The 19,914-nt window shown below is 72.4% G+C and carries 14 protein-coding genes; 4 read left to right on the top strand and 10 right to left on the bottom strand.

The features are described from left to right. Positions 1-121 precede the first annotated feature (121 nt). Positions 122-1,498, top strand: coding sequence for a GH1 family beta-glucosidase (locus tag NI17_RS06300; protein ID WP_068693385.1), 1,377 nt, complete (start codon positions 122-124; stop codon positions 1,496-1,498). Positions 1,499-1,501: 3 nt separating this feature from the next. Here NI17_RS06300 and treZ read toward each other — a convergent pair whose 3' ends face one another. From treZ to glgX, 9 genes are all read right to left on the bottom strand, one after another. Beyond that, the gene (treZ, locus tag NI17_RS06295) at positions 1,502-3,253 is read right to left on the bottom strand and encodes a malto-oligosyltrehalose trehalohydrolase (RefSeq protein WP_068693316.1); all 1,752 of its coding nucleotides are present in this window, start codon (positions 3,251-3,253) and stop codon (positions 1,502-1,504) included. A 51-nt stretch (positions 3,254-3,304) separates the two neighbouring features. Next, positions 3,305-5,410 (bottom strand): ABC transporter ATP-binding protein, encoded by a 2,106-nt coding sequence (locus NI17_RS06290; RefSeq protein WP_119267712.1) that lies wholly within the window; start codon positions 5,408-5,410, stop codon positions 3,305-3,307. Then, on the bottom strand, positions 5,407-6,339 hold the full coding sequence (locus NI17_RS06285) for an ABC transporter permease (protein WP_068693312.1): 933 nt from the start codon (positions 6,337-6,339) through the stop codon (positions 5,407-5,409). The genes NI17_RS06290 and NI17_RS06285 overlap by 4 nt, the downstream gene beginning before the upstream one ends. After that, positions 6,332-7,342 carry an ABC transporter permease gene (locus NI17_RS06280; protein WP_068693311.1) on the bottom strand — a complete coding sequence of 337 codons (1,011 nt, stop codon included), beginning with the start codon at positions 7,340-7,342 and terminating at the stop codon, positions 6,332-6,334. Before NI17_RS06280 ends, NI17_RS06285 begins: the two co-directional genes overlap by 8 nt. 78 nt (positions 7,343-7,420) lie before the next feature. Beyond that, entirely contained in the window at positions 7,421-9,184 is a 1,764-nt protein-coding gene (locus NI17_RS06275; protein WP_068693310.1) for an ABC transporter family substrate-binding protein, read from the bottom strand. 614 nt (positions 9,185-9,798) lie between these two features. After that, on the bottom strand, positions 9,799-10,083 hold the full coding sequence (locus NI17_RS06270) for a hypothetical protein (protein WP_199860152.1): 285 nt from the start codon (positions 10,081-10,083) through the stop codon (positions 9,799-9,801). Positions 10,084-10,429: 346 nt separating this feature from the next. Beyond that, complete coding sequence (locus NI17_RS06265) at positions 10,430-11,302, bottom strand: putative RNA methyltransferase (RefSeq protein WP_084012797.1); 873 nt, start codon at positions 11,300-11,302, stop codon at positions 10,430-10,432. 124 nt (positions 11,303-11,426) lie between these two features. Continuing rightward, a complete protein-coding gene (gene treY / locus NI17_RS06260; protein WP_068693305.1) occupies positions 11,427-13,760 on the bottom strand; it encodes a malto-oligosyltrehalose synthase in 2,334 nt (777 codons plus the stop codon). 40 nt (positions 13,761-13,800) lie between these two features. Then, positions 13,801-15,957 carry a glycogen debranching protein GlgX gene (gene glgX / locus NI17_RS06255; RefSeq protein WP_119267713.1) on the bottom strand — a complete coding sequence of 719 codons (2,157 nt, stop codon included), beginning with the start codon at positions 15,955-15,957 and terminating at the stop codon, positions 13,801-13,803. Between the two features lie 445 nt (positions 15,958-16,402). On the opposite strand from glgX, the gene aroQ reads away from it, so the two are divergent. From aroQ to NI17_RS06240, 3 genes are all read left to right on the top strand, one after another. Beyond that, a complete protein-coding gene (gene aroQ, locus NI17_RS06250; RefSeq protein ID WP_068692506.1) occupies positions 16,403-16,852 on the top strand; it encodes a type II 3-dehydroquinate dehydratase in 450 nt (149 codons plus the stop codon). 115 nt (positions 16,853-16,967) lie between these two features. Further along, positions 16,968-18,077: a phosphate ABC transporter substrate-binding protein PstS gene (gene pstS / locus NI17_RS06245; RefSeq protein ID WP_068692505.1), complete on the top strand. Its 1,110-nt coding sequence runs from the start codon at positions 16,968-16,970 to the stop codon at positions 18,075-18,077. Positions 18,078-18,160: 83 nt separating this feature from the next. After that, positions 18,161-19,012, top strand: a complete 852-nt coding sequence (locus NI17_RS06240; RefSeq protein WP_068692504.1) for an SDR family oxidoreductase — start codon at positions 18,161-18,163, stop codon at positions 19,010-19,012. Between the two features lie 84 nt (positions 19,013-19,096). Here NI17_RS06240 and NI17_RS06235 read toward each other — a convergent pair whose 3' ends face one another. After that, positions 19,097-19,867: an alpha/beta fold hydrolase gene (locus NI17_RS06235; RefSeq protein ID WP_068692503.1), complete on the bottom strand. Its 771-nt coding sequence runs from the start codon at positions 19,865-19,867 to the stop codon at positions 19,097-19,099. Between the last annotated feature and the right edge of the window lie 47 nt (positions 19,868-19,914).

Raw genomic sequence — 19,914 nt, 5'->3', positions numbered from 1 at the left:
TGCGCGCAGCCCCGACACCCGCCGCACCGTCAACCCGCACCCGGCAGCGCCCCACGTCGGACGCTGAACCGGTTAACCAACCGTGGACAGCCACCCAGGAGCTTCTGTGAGCAACGACCAGATGCCCGAATTTCCCGCCGGATTCCGCTTCGGCGCCGCGACCGCCAGCTACCAGATCGAGGGGGCGGTCCACGCCGACGGCAGGGGCCCCTCCATCTGGGACACCTACAGCCACACCCCCGGCCTGGTACTCAACGGCGACACCGGCGACGTCGCCTGCGACCACTACCACCGCTACCCCGAGGACGTGGCGCTGCTGAGCCGCCTGGGCGTGGACTCCTACCGCTTCTCCGTCGCCTGGCCGCGCGTGCTGCCCACCGGCGCGGGCGAGGTCAACCCCAGGGGTCTGGACTTCTACGACCGACTGGTCGACGCCCTGCTGGAGGCGGGCATCACCCCGATGGCCACCCTCTACCACTGGGACCTGCCCCAGGCCCTGGAGGACAGGGGCGGCTGGCGGGTCCGCGCCACCGCCGAGCACTTCGCCGCCTACACCCGCGTCGTCGCCGAACGCCTCGGCGACCGCGTCCGCCACTGGATCACCCTCAACGAGCCGTTCTGCACCGCCTTCGTCGGCTACGCCGTCGGCCGCCACGCCCCCGGCGCCCGCGAGGGCACCCCCGCCCTGGCCGCCGCCCACCACCTGCTGGTGGCCCACGGCCTGGCGGTACGGGAGCTGCGCGCCGCGAACGCGGGCGAGGTCGGCATCACCCTCAACCTCGACCGGGTGCTGCCCGCCTCCCGGGAGGAGGCCGACCTCGCCGCCGCCGACCGCGCCGAGACGCTGCACAACCGGGTCTGGCTCGACCCGCTGTTCACCGGCGCCTACCCCGCCAACGAGGCCGAGACGTGGGGCGAACTCGCCGACGGCTCCTACCGGCGCGACGGCGACCTGGAGATCATCGGCGCCCCGCTGGACTTCCTCGGCATCAACTACTACCGGCCCCTCAAGGTGGCCGACGGTCCCTTCGAGGAGGCCGACCCGGCGCGGCGCACCGCCGTGGACATCCGCGCCCCCGAGCAGCGCTTCGAGGGCGTGCGGCACACCGCGATGAACTGGCCGGTGGTCCCCGAATCCTTCACCGACCTGCTCCTGGACCTCAAGGAGCGCTACCCCGACCTGCCGCCCGTCCACATCACCGAGAACGGATCGGCCGAGCACGACGTCGTCTCCCCCGACGGCCGCGTCCACGACACCGACCGCGTCGCCTACCTCAACGACCACCTGCACGCCCTGGCCGCGGCGGTCAAGGCCGGGGTGGACGTGCGCGGCTACTTCGTCTGGTCGCTGCTGGACAACTTCGAGTGGGCGTTCGGCTACGAGCGGCGGTTCGGCATCGTCCGGGTCGACTACGACACCCTGGAGCGGCTGCCCAAGGACAGCTACTTCTGGTACCAGAGGCTCATCGAACACCACCGCGCCCGTCACGGCGGCTGACCTCTACCCGGCCACGCGCACCAGCGCGAAGGAGGCCGCCCGCAACTCCACCGCCGCCCCGTCCACCTCGGCCCCGCCCCACGTCAGCAGTGTCGCCGTCGCGGGGCGGTCCAGCGGGGCGGCGGCCGGGACGTCGCCGAGGTTGCACACCAGCCGCAGCGGTCCCCGGTGCAGCACCAGCAGCCGACCGTCCGCTCCCGCCTCGACGGTGAGGCGGTCCAGGCGGGGGTCGGCCAGTTCCGGGTGGGCGCGGCGCAGCGCGATCAGGTCCCGGTACAGCCGGAGGATCCGGGCGTGGTCGCCGCGGTCGCGCTCCTCCCAGCGCAGCACCGAGACGTCGCGGGTGTCCGGGTCGACCGGGTCGGGCACCTCGGCCTCGCCCCAGCCGTGCGCGGCGAACTCGCGCCGCCGCCCCCGCCGCACCGAGGCGGCCAGCTCCGGGTCGGGGAAGGACGCGAAGAACCGCCACGGCGTGCTGGCCGCCCACTCCTCCCCCATGAACAGCATCGGGGTGTAGGGCGAGCACAGCAGCAGCGCCGCGCCGCAGCCCAGCAGCCCGGTCGACACCGTGGCCGACAGCCGGTCGCCGACGGCGCGGTTGCCGACCTGGTCGTGGTTCTGCAGGAACGCCACGAACCGGTGGCCGGGCAGGCGCGCGGTGTCCACGGGGCGTCCGTGGGTGCGCCCGCGAAACGACGAGTAGGTTCCGGCGTGCCAGAACACGTGCCGCAGGGTGTGGGCCAGCACCTGCGGTCGGGCGAAGTCCCGGTAGTAGCCGTGGTCCTCGCCGGTGAGCGCGGCATGCAGCGCGTGGTGCACGTCGTCGCACCACTGCGCGGTCATCCCGAGCCCGCCCGCCTCGCGCGCGGTGACCGTGGCCGGGTCGTTGCGGTCGGACTCGGCGACCAGGGTCAGCGGACGGCGCAGACCGGCGGCGAGCGCGTCCACCTCCGCCGACAGTTCGGCCAGGACCGGTTCGGCGCGGGAGTCGCGCAGCGCGTGCACCGCGTCCAGGCGCAGCCCGTCCAGGTGGAAGTCGCGCAGCCACGACAGCGCACCGGTGACGACGTGGGCGCGCACCTCGTCGGAGCCGGGACCGTCCAGGTTGAGGGAGGGGCCCCACGCGTTCTCGCCGCTGAAGTAGGGCCCGAACCGGGGCAGGTAGGCACCCGAGGGGCCGAGGTGGTTGTAGACGACGTCGAGCAGTACGGCGACACCTCGGGCGTGGCAGGCGTCGACGAACCGTTTGAGCCCGTCGGGGCCGCCGTAGGGTTCGTGCACCGCGCTCCACAGCACGCCGTCGTAGCCCCAGCCGTGGTGGCCGTCGAAGGCGTTGACCGGCATGAGCTCCACGAAGTCCACGCCGAGGTCGACGAGGTGGTCCAGGCGGCGGATCGCGGCGTCGAAGGTGCCCTCGGCGGTGAAGGTGCCCACGTGCAGTTCGTAGACCACCGATCCGGCCAGCGCCCGCCCGGTCCAGGCGGTGTCGGTCCAGGCGAAGGCCGAGTGGTCGTAGACGCGGGTGGGGCCGTGCACCCCGTGGGGCTGCCACACCGCCTTCGGGTCGGGCAGCGGGGTGTCGTCGCCGCCGAGCAGGAAGGCGTAGTCGCTGCCCGGACCCGCCCCCGCCACCCGCGCGCGGTGCCACCCGCCCTCATCGGCGGCCATGGGGTGGTCCACCCCGTCCACCCGCACCCCGACCCGTCCGACGGTGGGCGCCCACACCGAGAAGTTCCACACACCGGTCGTGTTCACGGGGCGTTCCTACCCCGCGCGGCCCCCGTCATGTGGGCGCGCCCGCCCCCGTCAGACCATCCCGCGGGTCCGGGCGTAGTGGCAGGCCGCGGCGTGGCCGTCGCCCTGCTCGGCCAGCGGCGGGACCTCCTCGACGCAGCGGGCCCGCTCCCCCTCGGACAGGCGGGCGAACACGGGGCAGCGGGTGCGGAAGCGGCAGCCCGACGGCGGGTTGAGCGGGCTGGGCACGTCGCCGCCGAGGACGATCCGCTCCCGGGCCCGCTCCCTGCGGGGGTCGGGCAGCGGGACCGCCGAGACGAGCGCCTGGGTGTAGGGGTGGGCCGCCGCGGAGAACAGCCGCTCCACGGGGGCCGTCTCCACGATCCGCCCCAGGTACATCACCGCGACCCGGTCGGCGACGTGCCGCACCACCGACAGGTCGTGCGAGACGAACAGGTAGGACAGTCCCAGCCGGTCCCGCAGCTCCTCCAGCAGGTTGACCACCCCCGCCCGGATGGACACGTCCAGCGCCGAGACCGGTTCGTCCAGCACCAGCACCTCCGGCTCCAGCGCCAGGGCGCGGGCGATGCCGACGCGCTGGCGCTGGCCGCCGGAGAATTCATGCGGGTACCGGTTGCCGTGTTCGGGGTCCAGTCCCACCAGGCGCAGCAGCTCACGCACCCGCCGCCGCCCCCCGTCGGCGAAGCGGCCGTGGACGCGCAGCGGTTCGGCGACGGTCTCGAACACCGTCATCCGCGGGTCCAGGGAGGCGAGGGGGTCCTGGAACAGGATCTGCACCCGTTGCCGCAGCGGCCGCATCCGCGCGCGCGACAGCCCGGTCAGCTCCCGTCCCCGGTAGCGGACCTCGCCCCGTGTCGCGGGCACCAGGTTGAGCAGCAGGCGGGCGACGGTGGACTTGCCGCACCCGGACTCCCCCACCAGGGCCAACGTCTGGCGGGCGCGCAACTCCAGCGAGACGCCGCAGACGGCGTGCACGCTTCCCACACGGCGGCGGACCAGCCCCCCGGAACGCACCGGATAGTGCTTGACCAGTCCGTCCGCCACGAGGACGACATCGTCTCCCCCGGTGGCGGCAGCAGCCGCCCGCCCGGTCCCGGCTCCGCTCTGCGGCGCGGGCGCGAACAGCTCCTCGGGGCGCGTGTCGGCCAGCCGGTCGCTGAGGTGGCAGGCCGCGGCGTGGGCTCCGCCGACCTCGGCCAGCGGCGGATCGACACTGCGGCACGTCTCCTCGGCCATCGGGCAGCGGGGCGCGAACACGCACCCCGGCGGCAGGGCCGCCGGGGACGGCGGGGAGCCCGGGACCGGGGTGAGCCGGGCGCGCCGCCCGGCGTCCATGCGGGGTTGGCTGCCCAGCAGGCCGAGCGTGTAGGGCATGCGCGGTCCGTAGAAGACATCGTCCACGGGGCCGGTCTCCACGATCCGCCCGGCGTACATGACCGCGACCCGGTCGACGTGGCCCGCCACGACGCCCAGGTCGTGGGTGATGAGCACCAGTGCGGCGCCGGTGGCGCGGCGCGCGGCCTCCAGCGCCTCCAGCACCTGCGCCTGGACCGTCACGTCCAGGGCCGTGGTGGGTTCGTCGGCGATGATCACGTCGGGGTCGCCCGCCATGGCGATGGCGATCACCACGCGCTGGCGCATGCCGCCGGAGATCTCGTGCGGGTAGGAGTCCACCCGCTGTTCCGGCAGGGGGACGCCGACGGTCCGCAGCAGTTCGACCGCGCGCTCCCGCGCCGCGCGGTTGGACACGTCGCGGTGGGCTTGGACGGCCTCGGCGATCTGCCTGCCGATCGTGTAGACCGGGTTGAGCGAGGTCAGCGGGTCCTGGAAGACCATCGCGATCCGCGCGCCGCGCACCCTGCTGATCGCGGCGTCGGGCAGGCCGATCACCTGCTGGCCCAGCACCCGGACCGAACCGGACACCCGCGCGGTGCGGGGCAGCAGCCCCATGACCGCCAGCGCGGCCACCGACTTGCCGGAGCCGGACTCGCCCACGATGCCCAGCGCCTCGCCCCGGCGTAGCCGGTAGGAGACGCCGCGCACCGCGTGGACCTCGCCGTCGTCGGTGGGGAGGCGGACGTTCAGGTCGGCGACGTCGAGGACGACGTCGGCCCGCGCCGCGGGGGCGGTGTTGTCGGCGTGGTCGGTCGAGGTCATCTCCGCACCATCGTCTGTCGGGGGTCGAGGGCGTCGCGCAGGCCGTCGCCGATGAAGTTGATCGTCAGGCAGATCAGCACGATGAACAGTCCCGGCGGGTAGAACAGCCACGGCCGGGTGAAGGCGGCCGTGCGCGCGTTGTTGATCATCAGCCCGAGCGAGATGTCGGGCGCCTGGATGCCGAAACCGAGGAACGACATGCTCGCCTCCAGCAGGATCGCGGTGGCGACGAGCAGGGTCGCGGCCACGATGACGGGGCCCGCGGCGTTGGGCAGCAGGTGCCGGAGGACGATGCGGGCGTCGGAGGCGCCCGCGGCCCGCGCCGCCTCCACGAACTCCTGCTCCCGCAGCGACAGCACCACGCCCCGTACCACCCGCGCGATCGTGGTCCAGGAGAACAGGGCGATGATCAGGGCGACCGCCCACCAGGTGGTGCCGCCGCGCACGTTGCCGCCGATCGCGGCCACCGCGACGAGCAGCGGGACCACCATGAGCACGTCGACGGTCCGCATCATCACCGAGTCGACCCAGCCCCGGTAGTAGCCGGCGACCGCGCCCCAGACCGCGCCGAGGGCGGTGGCGAGCACCGACACGGTGAGCGCGACCCTGATGGTCTGCTGGGTGCCGCGCATCACCTGGCCGAACACGTCGTGTCCGGCGTTGGTGGTGCCGAAGGGGTGGGCCCAACTGGGCGGCTGGTTGGGCATGATCTCCCGGTGCACGGTGTGGTCCCAGGGCCACAGCAGGGGGCCCGCGAACGCGAACAGCACGGTCAGGGCGAACACGACGAGACTGGTCATGGCCATGCGGTGCCGCACGAACCGTGACAGCACCAGGTGGAGTTGTCCGCGTTCGACCGTGCCGGAGGTGTCGGTCTTCGGGCCGGTCCGCGGTGTCGGGGCGCCGGTGCGCGCCTGGATGTCACTCATGGCGGATCCTCGGGTCGAGCACGCCGTAGAGCAGGTCGGCGATGAGGTTGGCGACGATGACGACGGTCCCGCTCAGCATCAGCCAGCCCATCAGGGCGTAGGCGTCGTTGCGTTTGATCGCCTCGACGAAGAAGTCGCCCAGTCCGCGCCACTGGAAGACGGTCTCGATGAGGATGACGCCGTCGATGGTTCCGGCGACCGCCACCGCGGCCACGGTGGTCAGCGGGATCAGGGCGGTGCGCAGGGCGTGCCTGCGCAGCACCACCCGGTTGGGCAGGCCCTTGGCGCGGGCCAGGCGGACGTAGTCGCTGTTGAGCACCTCCAGCATCGAGGTGCGCTGGTAGCGGCTCCAGGCCGCGTATCCGGTCAGCATCAGGGTCAGGGTGGGCAGGACGAGGTGGCCGAGGTGGTCGGTGAAGGTCTGCCACGGGGTGAAGCCGCGGGTGTCGGCGGAGGCCGCGCCGACCGTGTAGAAGAGCGTGTAGCCGGTCTGCCGGTTGGCCCACACCCCGGCCTCCTTGACGAGCGCGCCCAGCCAGAAGGTGGGCATGGCCAGCGCGAGGAAGCCGACGAAGGTCAGGGTGTAGTCGATGGTGGAGTACTGGCGTACGGCGCTGACGACGCCGGTGAGGACCGCCAGGCCCAGCGCCAGCAGCAGGGCGGCGGTGACCAGGCGCAGCGTGGTGCCCAGCCGTTCGGCGAGGAGCCGCCCGATGTCGTGGTCGGGCCCCTGCACCGACGGACCGAACTCGCCGCGCAGCAGGCCGATGTCGCCGTTGCCGCCGATGCCGGTCAGCCACAGCACGTACCGTTCGGGCAGCGAGCGGTCCAGGTAGAGCCGCTCCTCCTCGGCTTCGATCACCTCGGCCGGCACGGGCGGCTGCTGCACCCTCAGGTCGGCGAGCGGGTCCCCGGACAGGTCGATGAGGAGGAAGGTGAGGACCGAGGCCGCGAGCAGCAGGGGGATCGTCCCCAGCAGGCGGCGGACGGTGTAGACGAGCATGGGGTGGTCCTTACGGGCGCGTGGCCCCGGGGCGCGGGCGGTGGACGGGCCCGCTCCCGTCCCGGGGGACGGGCGGTCTCACCGGGCCGCCAGGCCCCACTCGTGGTGCTGGTAGAGGCCGCGCAGGCTGGAGGAGGGGTTGTCGCGGACGTTGACGTAGTCGTCGCTCACCAGGATGTAGACCGGCATGTCGAACAGCGGCAGGACGTAGGCGTCCTCCGCGACGAGCTGCGCCGCCCGGTTGGCGTACTCGGCCGCCTCGTCCAGTGAGACCGCGTTCTGGGTGAGGTCGGCGAGTTCGTCGACCTCCTCGTCGGCGTAGCGGCCGAAGTTGCTGTCGCTGGTGCTGCTCCAGTACTGGCTGGGCGCGGTGACGAAGAACGGGGTGCTGCTCCAGCCGTACTGCATGATGTCGTAGTCCTGCCCGGCCAGGGTGGCGCCCAGGTCGTCGGTGGGCTCGATGGTGGCGGTGATGCCGATCTCGGCCAGGTAGGACTGGATCAGCTCCAGCGAGGTGTCGCGCACGGTGTTGCTGGTGGAGCGCAGCCGGAACGGGCCGACCTCCTCGCCGTCCAGTGTCAGCGTCTCGCCCTCGTAGGCGTATCCGGCGTCGAGGAGGATCCGGCGGGCGGCCTCGGTGTCACCGCTGCCCTGGCCGGTGGCGGTGATGACGTCGGTGTGGTAGGGGCTGCCGTTGGAGAAGACGTGGTTGGTGCGGGGTTCGACCTCGGGGTGGAGCTGGGCGACGGTGCGCTGCGCGATGTCGGCGACGTCGATGGCGGTGAAGATCGCCCGGCGCAGTTCCACGTCCTTGAGCCACTCGTTGTCCAGGTTGAGGTCGACGTGCTCCCAGCTGGGCCCGTCGGTGATGCTCACGTCGAGGCCGGGGCGCTGCCGCGCCTGTTCGACGGTGTCCTGCCCGAAGGCCACGGGGGAGGTGCCGTGCGCCTCTCCGTTGTCCAGGGCGCTGATCCAGGTGCTCTCGTCGGTGAGGAAGCGGATGACCACCGTGTCCAGGGTGGGGGCGGTCCCGCCGTACCAGGCGGGGTTGGGTTCCTTGATGACCTGGTTCTCCAGGTCGCCCTCGACGAGACGGTAGGGGCCGCCGGAGAAGGTGGGCATGGTGGTGTTGAGCCACCGGAAGTACTCGCCCACGCCTTCGGGGGTGCTGGTGTCGAAGCCCTGCTCCTCGGCGACGTGGGCGGGGTAGATGCCTCCGGCGATGTCGTCGGCGCCGAACTTGCCCATCCACTCGGGGTCGGCCTCGCCGTCCCTGAGGGTGACGGTGACGGTGGAGCCGCCGTCGCCGCCCTCGACGTCGGCGATCCGGTCGTAGTCGTCGGAGCGCGGTTGGCAGCCCTCGCAGACTCCGGCGGCCTTGGTGGTGCCCAGTTTCCAGGTGATCTCGAAGTCGGCGGCGCTGATGGGGGTGCCGTCGTCCCAGACCGCCTCGGGGCGGATCGTGAACCGGTAGGTGAACGGGTCCTCGCTGATGACCCGGGGCTCCTCGGCGAGCAGGTCCGTGTTGTGGGTGAACGTGGCGCCGTCGGGCTCCCAGACTCCGGTGTGCGGCAGGATGCCGTGGAGGGTCTGGATGGTGTAGACGCTGCCGCCCTCCGGTGACAGCGTCGACCACGCCCCGGGCAGGGAGTCGACGATCCAGGTGATGCTTCCGCCGTCGGCGCGTTCCCCGCTGTTGCAGGTGTTGGGGTTCTCCGCGCAGTCGCCGAGGCCGCCCGCCCCACCGGAGCCACCTGTCTGCTGTGGCGCGCAGGCCGTGAGAACGAGTGTCGCCGCCGTGATCGACGCGGCGAGAGTGGTCAACCCGCCTTGGTCACGCATGGTCACCTACCCCTTGACTGTTCGCGCATGTGGACACGGATTACCGCACAACCGAACAAGCTGGGAGTAATGAGACCATTACCCTAAATGACAGTACAGATTCCGCCGCGTTTTGTGATCCAGTCGCAACCCTCGCGCAGCCCTTCCGCCATCACCCCGCCATTGTGGCGGGGAAACCGTGACCCCGGAGACACAACGGCGATATGCGAACTTTTCTTCCCACCGTTTCCCCCGGCGGAGGAGAAGGAGAGCCCTCGGAAAGCCGCACCCCACCACGACGAACCCCACCTGATCAAAAAAGGCTTTTGTGCAGAATGCCAGAAATCTCCGAGATCATGTTCTGTTCGAGGTTTGACGGTCGGATTCCGCGGCGGATACGGTTCCGCCGCCACTCCCGGCAGGGCCGAGGTATTCCCCAGAGCTCTCCAGACGGCCGGGGTGGAATGCCCCACCCCTCCCCGGGTTCTCCGTAAAGACCCCCGTGCCTACCGCAGAAGCGAACACTCACACCCCAGTGTGGCGAGACCCCGGTCTCGGAAAGCGGCGCTCCGGGGCTGCACTGTCCGGTGGGACCGATCCAGGGGGTGAGCGCTGGGCGGCCCGCCCCGGTCGGCTCACACACGCCTTCGCGGGCGAGCCGCCGACCGTCCCGCGCGGGGCCCGCCCACCGCCGGATGACCGGCTCCCGACGCCAGGGCGAGGTCAGGATCACGGCCGGTTCCGGCGTCCTCCTCCATCACCCGCGCAACCGCCCCGCGAAACGGCAGCACCGTGACGGCCAGCGCCGCGAGGACCGTCACGTACGCCAGCAGCATGACCACCAGCGAGACACCCTCCGCCACCGCGAGATGGACGAACACCAGCGGCGTCCAGAGGGCGGGCTGAGGGCCATCGGCCACCGCAACCTTCTCGTCGGCAGCCCGGGCACCGTCGTCGCCCAGAACACCACCGTCGTCACCACGGCGGCCACCCACCGGTAGCCAACGGACGAGTCAGCCAGCAGGCGCAACAGCTCCCGACACCAGCCCCAAACAGCGTCGAAGGTCGGATTACGCGACCTTCCGGACATCTCGGGGCCGGTCCCGCCCCCGGTGAGCGAGTCGCCGGACACGGGGAGGCGGCGAATGTCCGCGGAAACGCCGCGGCGGACAGCAGGCGCCCCTGCGGCACTACCGGGGGATTCTCCCAATTTCCGCCGGACGGCACCTGCCGGAAAGGAACGGAATCCGCCTCGGCCCTGTCGGCTCAGGGCCGGGGGGCCGACTCCCCCGGCCGGTACACCGACAGCCGGAAGGCCGCGGTCGTCTCCACCGGTTCGGGCCGCGCGCCGAGGCGGGCGCGCAGCAGGTCGGGGGCGACGTGGCGGGCACTGGGGGTCATCTCCACCAGGACGGCCGCCTCGGCGCGGGTCAACCGCAGCGCAACCGCGACCTCCTCGCTCCGCTCCAGCGTGAAGCGGGTCTGCAGTTTCGCGGCCAGCCGCTCCTCCTTACGGGGGTCCACCGCGATCAGCCCCAGGTCCCGGCGCAGTTCCGCCAGGTGGCTCGGCGCCGGGGTCACCACGAGCAGTGCGCCGCCGGGGCGCAGCACCCGGGCGAACTCCGGGCCGTTGCGGGGCGCGAACACGTTCAGCAGCAGCCCGACCGTGCCCGTGCCCAGGGGCAGGCCACGCCAGACGTCGCACCCCACCGCGCCCGCGCGCGGATGGGCGCGGGCGGCGCGCCGCAGCGCGTACCGGGACACGTCCACGGCCAGGCCGTACGCCCCGGGCAGCGCGTCCAGCACCGCGGCCAGGTGGTGGCCGGTGCCCGCACCGGCGTCGACCACCAGTCCGCCGGTCCACGACGCCCGAGCGGTCTCGACCAGCCGCGCGGTCAGCGGGGCGTAGTGCCCGGCCCCGAAGAACTCGCCGCGGGCGCGCACCATCTCCCGGTCGTCCCCGGCGGTCGGCGGACGCCCGACGGTCAGGTTGACGTACCCCTGCCGGGCCGCGTCGAAGGAGTGCCCGAGCGCGCACCCCAACGCACCGCCCACCGGACGCAGCCCGCCACCGCAGTGCGGGCAGACCAGTGCCTCCACCACGGCCCCGGGCATGCGCAGCCGCTCCCTGTCGCTCATGACCGCCCAGGCTACTCGCGCCGCGGGCCCCGCCGGTACGTGGGGAAACGGGCGCTGGTCCGGTTCCCGGAGTCCCGCGGGGCGACTCGGTGTGTCCCTGGGAGCAGGATCAGCGGGGCGGGACTCAGTCCCGGCGCACCAGCAGCGCCACCGGATAGCGGTCGAGCAGCGAGGCGAGTCCGGCGACGGTGAGGCCCCCGCCGCCGCTGGGCGGCACGGGACGGTCGGTGAGCACGTCCACCCAGTCGCCGCGCCCCCACGGCAGGGGCAGCGCCGTCTCCCGCCACCCCCCGGCGCGCCGCAGCCCCACCGGCAGCCGGGTCGCCACGGCCACCACGTCGCGGGCGCTCCCCCGGGCGAACGCCAGGCAGTGGTCGGCGGCCGGACCGACCGCCCGCAGCGGCCGGTAGCCCGCCAGGTCACGCCGTCGGCGCGCCAACAGCGCCTGGCGCACCACATGCAGCTTGACCGCGCCGGTGTCGTCCACGGGCGGGTGCCACCCGCTCTCCAGCCGCTCCAGCAGACGACGGCGCTCACCGTAGTCGACGGGGCGGCGGTTGTCGGGGTCGACCAGCGACCGGTCCCACAACTCCGTGCCCTGGTAGACGTCGGGCACCCCCGGCGACAGCAGGTGCACCAGCTTCTGCCCCAGCGCGTTGGACCAGCCGGGACCTCGGACGCGGTCGACGAACGCGGCGATCCCGCCCGCCAGGTCGGGCTCGGTGAGCACCCGTTCGGCCCAGTCGTCGATCTCCCGCTCGAAGCCGGCGTCGGGAGCCACCCAGGAGGTGCGCAGCTTCGCCTCCCGGGCCGCCTTCAGCAGGTAGCCGCGCAGCCGGTCGGCACCGATGGGCCACGCGCCCACGAGGGTCTGCCAGGCCAGCAGGTTCAGTGTCGGCTCGCCCAGCCCGGCGCGCGCCGTCCAGTCGCGCACGGCCGCGGTGAACTCGTCGGGGATCTCCGACAGCACCGCCAGGCGGGCCCGCACGTCCTCGGAGCGCTTGGTGTCGTGGGTGGACAGGGCGGTCATGGTGTGCGGCCAGACGGCCTCGCGGTGCTCCGCGGCGGCGTGGAAGTCGGCGACCGGCACCCCGAAGCGCTCGGGTGCGCCCCCCACCTCGTTGAGCGCGACGAACCGGGTGAAGCGGTACAGGGCGGTGTCCTCGGTGCCCTTGGCCACCACCATGCCGCTGGTCTGCTGGATGCGTCGGGCGAGTTCGCCCCGCACGTCGGCGCGCGCCTCGGCGTCGATGTGCTCCAACACCTCGGCCAGGTCGGGGCGGCGCTGCGCGGCGCGGTCGACCGCGCGCACCCAGACGTCCTCGCCCTCGGGCAGGTAGCTGCGGTAGACGTCGAAGGCCGTCAGCAGCTCGGCCACGGCCTCGCGCGCCCGCCCCACGTCGACCCCGCGCAGCAGGGCGGTGATGCGCCGCACCTCCGCGGCCAGCGTGGTCGTGGCCACCGATCGGCGGCACTCGGTCTCCACCCGTTCGAAGTCGGTGGGCACGCCCGCCGCGGCGGCGAACGCGGTGAGGGGTTCCTCCCCCGCTGGGTCGACGAACACCCCGCAGACCTCCCGCAGCGCGTCGTAGCCGGTGGTGCCGTCCACCGGCCAGGAGGCGGGCAGGTCCTCGCCTGGCGCGAGGATCTTCTCCACCACGATCCAGCCGTCGCAGCGGTCGCGCAGCCGACGCAGGTACCCACCCGGGTCGCTGAGCCCGTCGGGGTGGTCCACCCGCAGGCCGTGCACGTCGCCGTTGGCGACCCAGCGCAGCACCTCGCCGTGGGTGGCCTCCAGCACCGCGGGGTCCTCCACGCGTACCGCGGCCAGCGTCGCCACGTCGAAGAACCGGCGGTAGTTGAGTTCGGCGTCCTGCCTGCGCCAGGCCACCAGCCGGTAGTGCTGGCGCTCCATCACCTCCAGCGGGTTGTCGCCCGCCCCGTAGGTGCCCTCGGCCAGCGGGAAGCGGTGCTCGTAGTAGGTGAGGCAGCCGTCGGCGACGGTGAGTTCGCCGAGCGCCGCCGCGCCGTCGTCGCCGTCGTCGGCCAGCACCGGCACCAGGATCGGCCCCGACGACCAGTCGATGTCGAAGCAGCGGGCGTAGCGGGAGTCGCGGCCGTGGCGCAGCACGTCCCACCACCACGGGTTGGCGGCCGGATCGGCGACGGACATGTGGTTGGGCACGATGTCGAGGACCAGCCGCAGGTGCTGCTCCCGCAGCCGCTCCGCCAGCGCGGTGCGTCCCCGCTCCCCGCCCAGGGCGGGGGAGGCGCGCGTGGGGTCCACCACGTCGTAGCCGTGGGTGGAGCCCGGTGCGGCGGCCAGCATCGGGGAGGCGTAGACCGCGTCCACGCCGAGCCGGGCCAGGTAGTCGGTCACGTCGGCGGCGTCGTCGAAGGTGAAACCGGGTCGCAGTTGCAGCCGGTAGGTGGCCGCGGGGCGGATGTGTGCGCTCATCGCGCTCCTTGTGCCCATCCGCTCCCCCGGTCAATCGCGTTCAGCCGCGGGTGCGCCGCAACAGCAGCAGCGACCGCGCGGGCAGCACGACGTGGTCGTCGGCCTTGACGACGCGCGTCCGTGCGCCGTCGGCGGTTCCGGTGGTCGGCGGCTCCGGCTCCGGGAGGACCTCCCCGGTGGCGGTGTCGACCACCACCGTCCACTCCGCGCCGTAGGCCCGGCCCGGAACGGTCACCTCCACGGCGCGGCCGTGGGCGTTGAAGCACACCAGGAACGAGTCGTCGGTGATGCGCTGCCCGCGGGCGTCCAGGTCGGTGATGCCGTCGCCGTTGAGGAACACCACCACGCAGCGCCCGAACCGCGCTCCCCAGTCGGCCTGGGTCATCTCCCGCCCCTCGGCGGTGAACCAGGCGATGTCACGCAGTTCGTCGCCGGAGCGGATGGGGCTTCCGGCGAAGAACCGGGTGCGGCGGAAGATGGGGTGCTCGCGGCGCAGCGCGGTGACGGCGGCGGTGAACTCGACCAGGTCGGCGTTGGTCTCGGCCAGTGTCCAGTCCATCCAGGCGATCTCGTTGTCCTGGCAGTAGGCGTTGTTGTTGCCGCCCTGGGTGCGGCCCACCTCGTCGCCGTGCGACAGCATCGGCACGCCCTGGCTGAGCATCAGCGTGGTGATCATGTTGCGCATCTGGCGGCGGCGCAGTCCGTTGACCGCCGGGTCGTCGGTGGGGCCCTCCACGCCGTGGTTCCACGACCGGTTGTCGTCGGTGCCGTCGCGGTTGTGCTCGCCGTTGGCCTCGTTGTGCTTTGCGTCGTAGGAGACCAGGTCGGCGAGGGTGAAGCCGTCGTGGCAGGTGACGAAGTTGATGGAGGCCACCGGGCGGCGCCCGTCGGCCTGGTACAGGTCGGAGGAGCCGGTGATGCGTGAGGCGAACTCTCCCAGGGTGGCGGGCTGGCCGCGCCAGAAGTCGCGGACGGTGTCGCGGTACTTGCCGTTCCACTCGGTCCACAGCGGCGGGAAGTTGCCCACCTGGTAGCCGCCCGGACCCACGTCCCACGGCTCGGCGATCAGCTTGACCTGCGAGATCACCGGGTCCTGCTGCACGATGTCGAAGAACGCGCTGAGCCGGTCCACGTCGTAGAACTCCCGGGCCAGCGCCGAGGCCAGGTCGAAGCGGAACCCGTCGACGTGCATGTCCAGCACCCAGTACCGCAGCGAGTCCATGATGAGCTGCAGCGAGTGCGGGTCCCGGGCGTTCAGCGAGTTGCCGCAGCCGGTGTAGTCCATGTAGTAGGCGGGCTCCTCGTCGACCAGCCGGTAGTAGGCGAGGTTGTCGATGCCGCGCATGGACAGCGTCGGCCCCAGGTGGTTGCCCTCGGCGGTGTGGTTGTAGACCACGTCCAGGATGACCTCGATGCCCGCCTCGTGCAGGGCCTTGACCATCGCCTTGAACTCCTGCACCTGCTCGCCGCGCGTACCGAAGGCCGCGTAACCGCTGTGCGGGGCGAAGAAGCCGATGGTGTTGTACCCCCAGTAGTTGCGCAGCCCCCGGGCCTGCAGCACGTGGTCGTGCAGGAACTCGTGCACCGGCATCAGCTCGACGGCGGTGACGCCCAGTCTCAGCAGGTGTTCGACGACCGCGGGGTGGGCCATGCCCGCGTAGGTGCCGCGCAGCCGCTCGGGCACCTCGGGGTGGCGCACGGTCAGCCCGCGCACGTGCGTCTCGTAGATGACCGTCTCGTGGTAGGGGATGGCGGGCCGCTTCTCGTTGCCCCAGTCGAAGTAGGGGCTGACCACCACGCACTTGGGCGCGTAGGCCGCCGAGTCGGCGTCGTTGCGCCGTTCGGGGGTGCCGAAGGTGTAGCCGAACAGCGCCTCGTTCCACTCCACGGGACCGTCGACGGCCTTGGCGTAGGGGTCGACCAGCAGCTTGTTGGGGTTGCAGCGCAGGCCGCGCGCCGGGTCGTGGGGGCCGTGCACCCGGTAGCCGTAGCGCTGCCCGGGGCCGACGCCCGGCAGGTAGCCGTGGTGGACGAATCCCCGCACCTCGGGCAGCCGCACCCGCGTCTGGGCGCCGTCATCGTCGTCGAACAGGCACAGCTCGACGTACTCGGCCACCTGGGAGTAGAGGGCGAAGTTGGTTCCGGCGCCGTCGAAGGTGGCGCCCAGCGGGTAGGGAGTGCCCAGCCAGGGTCGCAACGTGGGGCTCCTTGTCCGGTTCCGCCGACACAACGGACCAGGGTCGGCTCACAGGGGAGGACCCGACCGGTTGCGGCGGGCCGCGCGTGACGACTCTAGACCGCGCCGCCGCGCCGCGGGCGGCTACCGCACCACCGGCGTGTTGTGCGCCCACCGGGCCGACAGACCAGTGCCGGGAAGCCGAGGGGAGAAGACCTTTCGGACCCCTCGTGCCCGGGGTTCCAGGTGGCCTGGGCTTCAGGGGGTCGTGGAACCTCAGCCCCGTGGGGTCGAGGTCACCTGGAAACCACCCCTGAGGCCGAGGGACCCGAAAACCTCGCCGGGGCCGGGGCGTCCCGGAGCCAGGCGAGGTGTCCTGGGGGCTCCTCCTGCCTCGACTTCCCCGCATCGGTCAATAGGCTGGGCCCGCACCTGCGATCCGACCCCGTGAAAGGCTTCGACCCCGATGGACGCCCGCCCCACCGTGCTGCTGCTCAACGGACCCAACCTCAACCTGCTGGGTCGGCGCGACCCGGCCCAGTACGGCACCACCACGCTGGCCGACATCGAGAAGCGGCTGGTGGAACTGGGCGGGGAGCTGGGCGTGGAGGTGGTGTGCGCCCAGAGCAACCACGAGGGCGAACTGGTCGACCGCATCCACGCCGCACGCGACCTCGACGGTGTCGTGTTCAACCCGGGCGCCTACGCCCACACCAGCATCGCGCTGCGCGACGCGATCGACGCGGTGCCCACCCCGTGCGTGGAGGTCCACATCTCCAACGTCCACGCCCGCGAACCGTTCCGGCACGTCTCGATGACCGCGCCGGTGATGAGCGGCTGCGTCAGCGGCTGCGGGGTGCACGGCTACGAACTGGCGCTGCGCCACGTCGTCTGGCTGATCGGGCAGAACGGCTGAGAGGCCGGACCACCGCCGCCCCACGGCACTCCCCCGACCAAACCAGAGTTCACCTCTGGTTAAATCTTTCGACGGCATACGACCACCGTGGGTTCATTCGGGGGATGAGACAACCGTGTCACTGGCGAACCACCGCACCGGGTCCGTGATCGCGCTGCTGGGCGCGTTGGTGTTGGCGGCCGGATGCGGGAGCGACACCGCCGTGCGCGGCGGCGAGCAGATCCCGGTGCCCGACGACCTGGAGTGCTTCGGCGGCACCATCTCCGGGGCCGGTTCCAGCGCCCAGGAGTTGGCGATGCAGGTGTGGATCGCCGGATACCAGACCGCCTGCGTCGACTCCCGCGTCTACTACGACGCGATCGGGTCGGGCGGCGGCCGCAGCCAGTTCATCGACGGCGCGGTCGACTTCGCGGGCTCCGACGCCGCCATGGACGCCGAGGAGATGGAGGAGGCCCGGCAGCGCTGCGACGGCTTCGACGTGATCCACATCCCCGCCTACGTGGTGCCGATCGCGGTGGCGTTCAACCTGGAGGGCGTCGACTCGCTCAACCTGACCCCCTCCACCCTCGCCCGCCTGTTCACCGGCGACATCACCCGGTGGAACGATCCCGCGATCGCCGAGACCAACCCCGGCGTCGACCTGCCCGACCAGCCCGTCATCCCGGTCAGCCGCTCCGACGAGTCCGGCACCACCGAGAACTTCACCTCCTACCTGGCCGCCGCCGCGGGAGAGGACTGGCCGTACGAGCCCGACGGCCAGTGGCCCGTCCCCCCGGTCGAGGCCGGGCAGGGCAACAGCGGTGTGGCCCAGGCGGTCAGGAGCGGCCAGGGCACCATCGGCTACATGGAGGCCTCCCACGCCGAGGACATGGCCACCGTCCGCATCGGCGAGGAGGGCGACTTCGTCGAACTGTCCCCGGAGTCGGCGGCGCGGATCGTGGCGGTCTCCCCGCACCGCGAGGGCGGCGGCCCGCACGACCACGCCCTGGATTTGGACTACACCGCCACCGGCACCGACGCCTACCCCATCGTGCTGGTCAGCTACGAGATCGCCTGCCTGTCCTACGACGACGAGACCGCCGCCGCGGGCGTCAAGGCGTTCCTGGGCTACCTGCTCAGCGACGAGGGCCAGCAGGCCGCCTCCGCCGAGTCCGGTTCGGCCCCGCTGGCACCGGAGATGCGCGCCCGGCTGCTGGAGTCGGTCGACGCCATCGGCACGCACTGATCCCGGTCGCGTGTTTGCACACTTCCGGGCCGGTTAGCCACTTCCGGTGACACCAACCCTTCGACACCGGGAGCGTGACGGCCATGGCGCAGCATCCTCCGGCGCAGAAGCAGCCCTATCCGGGACAGACCAAAGGCATGGTGCCGCGTCCCCGCGACGAGATGCGCGAGTACACCGGAAGCGGTCTGCTGCGTGACAAGCGGACCCTGATCGCGGGCGGCGACTCCGGGATCGGCCGGGCGGTGGCGGCGGCCTTCGCCAAGGAGGGCGCGGACGTGGCGATCGCCTACCTGTCGGAGCACGAGGACGCCCGCCACACCGCCGGTCTGGTCGAGGGCGAGGGGCGGCGCAGCCTGCTGCTGCCCGGCGACCTCGCCGACGAGGCGCAGTGCACCGAGGCGGTGGAGCGCACCGCCGCCGAGTTCGGGGGCCTGGACGTGCTGGTGGCCCACCACGCCGTGCAGACGCCGGTTCAGGACTTCGCCGAACTGTCCACCGAGCAACTGCGCCGCACCTTCGACGTGAACGTGCTCAGCGTGTTCTGGCTGCTGCGCGCGGCCATCCCGAAGATGCCCGACGGCGGATCGGTGATCGTCACCGGCTCCATCAACGGACTGCGCGGCAACTCCTCGCTCATCGACTACGCCGCCAGCAAGGCCGCGGTGATGAACCTGACGCACAGCCTGGCCCAGCACTACATGAAGCGGGGCATCCGCGTCAACTGCGTGGCACCGGGACCGGTGTGGACGCCGCTGATCCCCGCGACCCTGCCGGAGGAGAAGGTGGAGGGTTTCGGCCAGCAGGCCCCGATGGAGCGCGCCGCCGACCCCGACGAGATCGCCCCGTCCTACGTGTTCTTCGCCAGCGGACAGTTGTCGTCCTACTACTCGGGTCAGGTGCTGACCCCCGTGGGCGGGGAGATCCAGGTGGGCTGAGCCGTCGGGGACCCGCCCACCGCGCCGACAGCGGCCGGGGTTCAGCCGTCGTCGAGCACCGGGTCGCGCCGCACCGGGGGCCGGTCAGCCGACGTCCGCGAGGAAGTCCCGCACCGCGGCGAGCCACTCGTCGCGTGCCTCCGTGGCGACGGAGTGCCCGGCCGCGATCTCGACCAGCCGCGCGCCGGGGATGTGCTCGGCCAGTTCGCGGGAGAGGTCCGGGGAGACGAGGGCGTCCCGGGTGGCCGCGACCACCAGTGTGGGAACGCGGATGCCGGGCAGGTCCGCCCGCGTGTCCACCGCCGCCGCCAGGTCGGCCTGCTCCCGGCTTCCCTCGGGCAGCGAGGCGGCCAGCGCCTCGACGGCGCCCTCCAGCACGGCGGGGTCGAGCGCGTTGAGGAAGGCGTCCCCGGCGGCGGCCAGGGTCAGGTAGCGGGCGGTCAGCCGCGGGTCGCCGTCCAGCAGGGCACGCCAGACGTCCACGGCCAGTCGGGACCGGTTGTCGAGTCGGGCGAACCCGGCGGTGAGCACGAGCGCGGTGACCCGCTCGGGGTGGCGGGCCGCCGCGCGGACGGCGACCGCGGTTCCCAGCGAGTATCCCAGGACCGTGAAGCGTTCGACCCCGGCCGCCACCGCGGTGTCCACGAGCGTGTCGGCCAGCTCGTCCAGGTCGAGCGGCCCCTCTGCGCGCGGGGTGCGGCCTGATCCCGGATAGTCCGCTCCGACCACGGTGTGCGTCGCGGCGAGGTCGTCGAGAACCGGACCGAAGTTGGCCTCGACACCGCCGCCCGCGCCGTGCGCGAGCAGCAGCCCGGGCCCGTTCCCCTTGGTGATATGTGCGAAATATTCAGTCATGCGGCAACGTTAGGGATTCACATCGGTGTGAGGGTCAAACGCGTGCC

Source organism: Thermobifida halotolerans, from assembly GCF_003574835.2.
Lineage (GTDB): Bacteria > Actinomycetota > Actinomycetes > Streptosporangiales > Streptosporangiaceae > Thermobifida > Thermobifida halotolerans.
The sequence above is the reverse complement of the archived record's forward strand: the minus strand, read 5'-3'. Positions and strand labels throughout refer to the sequence as shown.

Excerpts from the sequence above, each read along its gene's own strand:
- NI17_RS06300 (WP_068693385.1), top strand. The coding sequence starts at position 122 with ATGCCCGAATTTCCCGCCGGATTCCGCTTCGGCGCCGCGACCGCCAGC.
- NI17_RS06290 (WP_119267712.1), bottom strand. The coding sequence starts at position 5,410 with ATGACCTCGACCGACCACGCCGACAACACCGCCCCCGCGGCGCGGGCC.
- NI17_RS06285 (WP_068693312.1), bottom strand. The coding sequence starts at position 6,339 with ATGAGTGACATCCAGGCGCGCACCGGCGCCCCGACACCGCGGACCGGC.
- NI17_RS06280 (WP_068693311.1), bottom strand. The coding sequence starts at position 7,342 with ATGCTCGTCTACACCGTCCGCCGCCTGCTGGGGACGATCCCCCTGCTG.
- NI17_RS06275 (WP_068693310.1), bottom strand. The coding sequence starts at position 9,184 with ATGCGTGACCAAGGCGGGTTGACCACTCTCGCCGCGTCGATCACGGCG.
- NI17_RS06265 (WP_084012797.1), bottom strand. The coding sequence starts at position 11,302 with ATGAGCGACAGGGAGCGGCTGCGCATGCCCGGGGCCGTGGTGGAGGCA.
- treY (WP_068693305.1), bottom strand. The coding sequence starts at position 13,760 with ATGAGCGCACACATCCGCCCCGCGGCCACCTACCGGCTGCAACTGCGA.
- aroQ (WP_068692506.1), top strand. The coding sequence starts at position 16,403 with ATGGACGCCCGCCCCACCGTGCTGCTGCTCAACGGACCCAACCTCAAC.
- NI17_RS06240 (WP_068692504.1), top strand. The coding sequence starts at position 18,161 with ATGGCGCAGCATCCTCCGGCGCAGAAGCAGCCCTATCCGGGACAGACC.
- NI17_RS06235 (WP_068692503.1), bottom strand. The coding sequence starts at position 19,867 with ATGACTGAATATTTCGCACATATCACCAAGGGGAACGGGCCCGGGCTG.